The 6635-nt window shown below is 63.6% G+C and carries 4 protein-coding genes; 2 read left to right on the top strand and 2 right to left on the bottom strand.

All coding sequences use genetic code 11. From position 1 onward, the window contains the following. A partial coding sequence (locus N7573_RS19195; RefSeq protein ID WP_279943249.1) for a transglycosylase SLT domain-containing protein occupies positions 1 to 1963 on the bottom strand: 1963 nt, incomplete at its 3' end. A gap of 151 nt (positions 1964 to 2114) precedes the next feature. On the opposite strand from N7573_RS19195, the gene N7573_RS19190 reads away from it, so the two are divergent. Then, positions 2115 to 2522 (top strand): biopolymer transporter ExbD, encoded by a 408-nt coding sequence (locus N7573_RS19190; RefSeq protein ID WP_049463309.1) that lies wholly within the window; start codon positions 2115 to 2117, stop codon positions 2520 to 2522. A gap of 58 nt (positions 2523 to 2580) precedes the next feature. Here N7573_RS19190 and N7573_RS19185 read toward each other — a convergent pair whose 3' ends face one another. Beyond that, on the bottom strand, positions 2581 to 3468 hold the full coding sequence (locus N7573_RS19185) for a hypothetical protein (RefSeq protein WP_279913754.1): 888 nt from the start codon (positions 3466 to 3468) through the stop codon (positions 2581 to 2583). A gap of 259 nt (positions 3469 to 3727) precedes the next feature. Here N7573_RS19185 and N7573_RS19180 point away from each other — a divergent pair, with 259 nt between their 5' ends. Continuing rightward, complete coding sequence (locus N7573_RS19180) at positions 3728 to 6589, top strand: TonB-dependent receptor (protein WP_032128961.1); 2862 nt, start codon at positions 3728 to 3730, stop codon at positions 6587 to 6589. Positions 6590 to 6635: the final 46 nt, after the last annotated feature.

The following is a 6635-nucleotide window of genomic DNA, read 5'->3' as shown; positions in this document are numbered from 1 at the left end:
TGGCGGCGCAGCTGAAGCTCTTGCGCTTGTCCACCAGGCGGCCCATCAGACGGTCGCTCAGAGGCAGCGCATCACCATTGAGGCGCCAGTCGTAGATCACGCTGAAGGCCAGCACGCGCGCGACGTACTCGCGGGTTTCCTTGTAGCTGATGGTCTCGATCCACAGGTCCGGGTCATAACCCGGGCGCTGGCCCTGCCAACGCGCGGTCGGGGTCGGGCCGGCGTTGTAGGCGGCGATGGTCACGTACGGCAGACCGTCGTACTTGTTCATCAGCTGGCGCAGATAGGCGGTACCGATGGCGATGTTGGTGTCCGGGTCGTACAGGCTGTCGGCGCCGCCGTAGCCGGTCAGGCCGATCGACTTGGCCACGCCGGCACCGGTGGCCGGCAGCACCTGCATCAGGCCCATGGCGTTGGCAGGCGAGCGCGCGCGCGGGGTGAAGGTGCTCTCGGCGCGGATCTCTGCCGCCACCCAGGCCGGATCGATCGCGTTGCGTGCCGATTCGCGGCGGATGGTGGCGTCGTGGTGCAGCGGGAAACGCAGGTCGTACAGGCGCTGTTCCTGCGGCTGCTTGCCGAGTGCGAACACGGCGCGGTCGAACCAGCCATTGTCCTGCGCCACGCGAACGGCGAGGCGGCGCTGGGTGTCATCGAAGCGCGACAGCGCACTGTTCCATTCGGCCACGGCCCAGCCGGCGCGATCGATCTGGTACAGCGCCATCGCACGCTGGATGGCCGGATCGCGTGCGATCACCGCCTGTGCCTGCGCGCTGTCGTTCGGCTTCCACGGGCACAGCGTGTAGCCCTGCTGCAGTTTGTCGGCGGCGAGGAAACCATGGAAGGTCGGTGCGCGCGCGGCCTCGCGGAACAGCGGCTGCGCCTGTTGGGCCTGGCCGGTCTTCTCCAGCATGCGGCCTTCGAAGTAGCGCCAGCGCGGGTCGCTGCGCTGCTTGCTGCCCATCTTGCGGATCGCGGTCAGCGCTGCCGGCCAGTCACCGCGCGACATCGCTTCGCGCACTCGCCATTCGTGCAGGCGTTCGTCGTACGCCGATTCCGGCACCGCATTGAGACGGCGCGCCGAATCGGGCAGGTAGGACGCCACCGTCCACAGTGCGATCTGGTACAGCACCTGGCCCTGCTGGTCGGCACTCAGGCCCAATGCCTGCGCGTACTGAGGCAGCTGCTGTTCGGTGGCGCCGGGATCGGCCTTGGCCAGCTTGGCCAGGCCATCAGTGGCGATGCGCCGGCTGCGCTCGTTGCGCGGCCAGTTCAACGCGCTGGCGTTGGGCTTGTCGACAAAGGCGGCGTAATTGTTGGCCAGCGCCAGGTCGGTGGCAGGCAGGCCCCGTGCGGCGCTGCGCATCACAGCGGGTTGCTGGGCGTCGGCGGCAGCGTCGATGCGTTCCCAGCGCAGCGCGTCGCTCAGACCACCCTGTGCCTGCAGCACGGCAAAAACGGCATCACAGCCGTCCGGCAGCGACTTGCCGTTCTTGCGCCACAGATCCTGCGCTTCACTGATCCACTGCGGATCGACCTTACCGGTCACCTGGCGCGCGGTCAGCTGCGCACAGCGCAGGCCGGCGTTGTCGGTGGGCGCCCAGTTGGCGAGCAGGGTCGGCCAGTCCTGGCGGCGTGCGACCGAGGGCAGCCACACGCTGCGGAAGGTGGTAGCCACGGCCTGGCCGTCGTAGCGCTTGAGGAAGGCCTGCGCCTGCGCGGTATCGACGGTGTCGATGTTGCGGCGCAGGTTGGCGTACTCCAGCCAGCCGTATGCAGGATGGCGGCTGAGTGCGGCGGCTTGGCCGGGATCGAACTGGCCGCGTTCGGCGGAAGCGATCGCGGCCTTCAGCTGCGCGTTCTGGGCGTCGAGGGACTGGGCATTGGCGCAGCCGATCAGCAGCGTGGTGGCCAAGGGCAGCAGGGACAGGGCGGTCGAAGAGCGTCGGGTCATGGCGGGCAGCATAGCGGGCAATGGCTGAATTCAGTTTCGCATTGCGTGCACGCGATGGGTCGGCAACGGCAGCTGAATGCTCGTGCTGCAGGCACTGCCTCGCGAGCCTGCGGGCGACGTAGTGTCGAGCTTGGGCGAACGGCCCGGCTGCAGGGAGCGGCACATGGCGTTCAGTAGCGCAGGAAGAAGCGGCCCGCTGGCGGACATCAATGTCACGCCACTGGTGGATGTGATGCTGGTGCTGTTGATCATCTTCATCGTGACCGCGCCGATCGTGGCCCGGCCGATAGCCGTGCAGTTGCCACAGGCCACCGATCGCGTGGTCGACCGTCCCGAACCGCCGCCGCCGATCGAGCTGCGCCTGGACGCATCGAACCAGCTGAGCTGGAATGGCCAGCCGATGGCGATCAGTGAGCTGCAGGCGCGTCTGCATGCACAGGCGGGCGAACATGCCGGCAACCTGCCGGAGCTGCGCATCGCCACCGATCCGGCGGCCGAATACGAAGGCATGGCGAGGATTCTGGCCGCAGCCGAGGCGACCGGCATGGAGCGCATTGCGTTCGTGCGGTGAGATGGGTGGGGCGCTGTTGGGGGGGGGGCGATGTGCCCTCAACAGCGCCCACCTTTAGTCAGTATTGCTGGCAATAGACTGTGCGGCCGTCCCAGCTGCAGGAAATCCGACTGCTGGACCCGCGTTGGACCGGCACGCCATACATCTGAGCAGAGCGGGCCCATTTATCGACATCGCCGTCGTGGCGGAAGTAATACTGTCCAGCGTAAGAAGGAGCCGTGACAGGATCTGCAATGGTCTCATCTGGGACCTTGTTTCCAGTGCCGTCCCGGCTCTCACCTTTCTGGTATTTGGCCTCTGCTACGTTATCAGGGGTGATTCGATAGAGGGTTTTTGATCCGTCTCTCCAAGTAATTACTATATTGACTGATCCGCCCCCTTTGATGCTTGCCCAGTTGAGCGAAAATTGCTGTATGGAAAGCGCGAAGCTGTTCCACGCTGGGTTGCTTGTATTGGCTCCTGCGATTTCTAAGGCTAAATACTGGCCTAGTCGCGTCCTCATGGTCGCAGAGCTTACGATCTCGAACGCGTCGGACGATTTGTACGATTCTGGAAATCGCATCCCATTGGAATTCCCCGGATTGTCGGGGTGGAGAGGGACCATTGCGCCTCCCCCCGCATTTGGAAGAGCGTGGCTCGGCTGATCACTGACGCCAGATACACTTTCCACAATCCGGAGAAATGCCATTTGGATCTGGCTGGGTACGGGGGTCGGAAGGGCTCTCCATTTTCTCATTTCCCGATCATATTCAACATCGAATGCAGTCAGTTGTGCTTTTTCGAAGTCAATTATCACTGTGAGGCCAGATCCAGACTGTAGAGCGACGGATTTGGGCGATACACAATTGTTGCACTCGATGAGGCCGCCTGCTTCGGATTCACCTGCAAATGAAAAGAAGAAAAGTGCGAAGATCGCTGCTTGCAGTCTGGCAGTAGTTGCTTTCACGATTGGACCTCGCTTTGAGCGTCGGAGGTCTGAGTCTCTGCCGGATTCGTGGTTCAATCTGGCAAAAGTCTGGAATTTAAAATAATTCCTAGATGTTGAACCAATTGCGGATGCCGATGGATCATTCGTCATGATTGCGTGAAAGGGTGTCGCCGGTCACGTCGCGATTTTTACTACTTGTTTACAAAGGAGACGGCGCCGCCATGCAGGGAGGGAGTGCGGCAGCCCATGTCCCGACATTCCTTTGGAGAGAGAGCGAATGAATCACCTGCACCACCGCCCTTTGGCGGTTGCCGTCGCGCTGTGCGTGATGACCCTGGCACCGTTGGGTGCCGCTGCACAATCCACCACCAACCTCGATGCGGTGGAAGTCACCGGTACCCGCATCAAGCGCGCTGAAGTCGAAGGCCAGGTGCCGATCCAGACGCTGACCCGCGGTGATATCGAACGCACCGGCCTGACCTCGATCGGCGAAGTGCTGCAGCAGCTCACCGGTTCCGGTTCCGCGCTCAATGCCAAGTTCAATTCGTCCGGCAACTTCGGCTTCCCGCCCGATGGCAGTGGTGTAGGTGCTGGCTCGGCGCAGGTGGACCTGCGCCATCTGGGCGCCAAGCGCGTGCTGGTGCTGGTTGACGGCATCCGCTGGGTCAATGAGTCGTCCGCCTCCGGTGTGGGCTCGGCCACCGACCTCAACACCATTCCGCTGGCCATCGTCGAGCGCATCGAAGTGCTCGAAGATGGCGCGTCGTCGCTGTACGGCTCCGATGCCATTGCCGGCGTGGTCAACATCATCACCCGTCGTGATTTCGATGGCGGCCAGGTGACCCTGAACTACGGCGAGTACAGCAAGGGCGATGGCACGCAGAAGGGCGTGGACCTGGCCTGGGGCAAGAGCGGTGATCGCTTCAGCCTGTTCCTCGGCGCCAGCTGGACCAAGCAGGATCCGGTGTTCGCCAAGGACCGCGAGCAGTCGCGCTTCCCGATTCCCGGCACCGGCCTGGCCTTCGGCAGCGGTGGCATTCCGCAGGGCCGTTTCATGTTCACCGACCCGAACACCGGTGCGGTGCAGAACATCGTGCCCAATACCGGCGTGAGCAACCCGCGCTACGACGGCAGTGCCGGCTGCGCGCGCACCGATGACTATCACTGCTTCACCAGTGCTGATCGCTTCAACTTCGCCGAATACAACATGGTGCTGACACCGTCGGAGCGTAAGGGCCTGTTCGGCCAGTTCCGCTTCGACATCACCGACAACGTGCAGTGGTACGTCAAGGCACTGGGCAACCGCCGTGAGTCGACCAACCAGGCCGGCCCGGAGCCGCTGTTCTTCGGTCCCGATGGCGCCACCGGCAATCCGCTGGCCGACAACATCACCGTGTCTGCGCTCAACCCGTACAACCCGTTCGGCTTCGACCTGGTCTCGGGTGACAACCTGAGCCTGATCGGTCGCCGTCCGGTGGAAGGCGGTGCGCGCGTCTTCAAGCAGGAAGTGGACACCACGTATTTCGCCACCGGCTTCGTCGGCAACTTCCAGGCGGCTGACCGCAGCTGGTACTGGGACGTCAACGGCATGTACAGCAAGAACAAGGCCGAACAGACCAACTACGGCAGCTACAACATCTACAACGTCAACATGGCGCTGGGCGATCCGTCCGTCTGTGCGGCGACGCCGGGCTGCGTGCCGCTGAACATCTTCGGCGGTGCCGGTTCGATCACGCCGGACATGCTGAAGTGGATCCAGCCGGTGGTGCGTGACCGCAGCCAGAACGAACTGAGCCTGTTCACCGCCAACCTGTCCAGCGACCTGTTCACGCTGCCGGCCGGCCCGGTGTCGTTCGCTACCGGCTTCGAGTATCGCAAGTACGAGGGTTCGTACCAGCCCGATCCGCTGACGGTGGCGGGCCACTACAACGGCGTGCCTTCGCAGCCGACATCCGGCTCGTATGACGTCAACGAGGCCTACCTGGAGTTGAGCGTGCCGATCTTCGCCGACTCTTCATTCGGCAAGAAGCTGGACCTGAGCCTGGCCGGCCGCTATTCGGACTACTCCACCTTCGGTGGCGAGTTCACGCCCAAGTACGGCCTGCGTTGGCAGGTGACCGACGATTTCGTGCTGCGCACGACCTATGCCGAGGGCTTCCGTGCACCGTCGATTGGTGAGTTGTACGGTTCGGCCGCGCGTGCCGACCTGCAGTTGTTCGATCCATGCTCGGTGGGCCTGGGCGGTACGCCGCCGCGCGGCAGCGCCGCCAACTGTGCCGCGCTGGGCGTGCCGGCCGGCTTCCAGCAGGCCAACTCGCAGATCTCGGTGACCACCGGCGGCAACCGCGAGCTGGATCCGGAGCGCTCGCGCAGTTTCAGTGCCGGTTTCGTGTGGAGCCCGTGGTTTGGCAACAACACCTCGTGGTCCGAGCGCTTCGACGTGGAGGTGACCTTCTATCGCCATGCCATCGATGGCGCGATCCAGGCGATCAACGCGCAGACCCAGCTGGACCTGTGCGTGGAAACGCTGGATCCGATCTACTGCGATGGCATCACCCGCGCAAATACCGGTGCAGTGAGCAGCTTCAACAACCGCCTGACCAATCTCGGCTCGATCAAGACCGATGGCTGGGACGTGGATCTGTTCTGGACGTTGCCGCAGAGCTCGATCGGCCAGTTCAAGCTGGGCTGGAAGAACACGTTCGTCGGCCGCTACGAGGCCACCGGTGCGGCGGGCCAGAAGCAGCCGCAGAAGCCGGGCGTGGAAGTGGCCGACAGCTCGATTCCGGAATGGACCAGCAATGCCAGCATCGGCTGGACGCTGGACCGCTGGAGTGCCAACTGGACCGTTCGGCATATCTCCGAATTGACCGAGAACTGCGGTGACGCCTCTGTATTCCCGGTCTGCAGCAACCAGGCCGCAGGCACCAATACGCTGTCGGCCACCACCTTCCATGACATGCAGGTGGGCTACAAGATCGACTGGATGAAGGGGCTGCAGCTGACCGCTGGCCTGAACAACGTGTTCGACAAGGATCCGCCGATCTGCCTGTCGTGCTCGTTGAACGGTTACGACGCTTCGACCTATGACATCCCGCGTGGCCGCTACTGGTACCTGCGCGCGGACCTGCGTTTCTGATGAAGGGACGGCGCCGGGCTCAGCCCGGCGCCGTTGCAGCGTCGAG

The organism is Stenotrophomonas sp. GD04054 (genome assembly GCF_029836955.1).
Lineage (GTDB): Bacteria > Pseudomonadota > Gammaproteobacteria > Xanthomonadales > Xanthomonadaceae > Stenotrophomonas > Stenotrophomonas maltophilia_A.
The sequence above is the reverse complement of the archived record's forward strand: the minus strand, read 5'-3'. Positions and strand labels throughout refer to the sequence as shown.

Bases quoted from the DNA above. Each gene is read 5' to 3' on its own strand.
- N7573_RS19190 (WP_049463309.1), top strand. From the start codon at position 2,115: ATGGCGTTCAGTAGCGCAGGAAGAAGCGGCCCGCTGGCGGACATCAAT.
- N7573_RS19180 (WP_032128961.1), top strand. From the start codon at position 3,728: ATGAATCACCTGCACCACCGCCCTTTGGCGGTTGCCGTCGCGCTGTGC.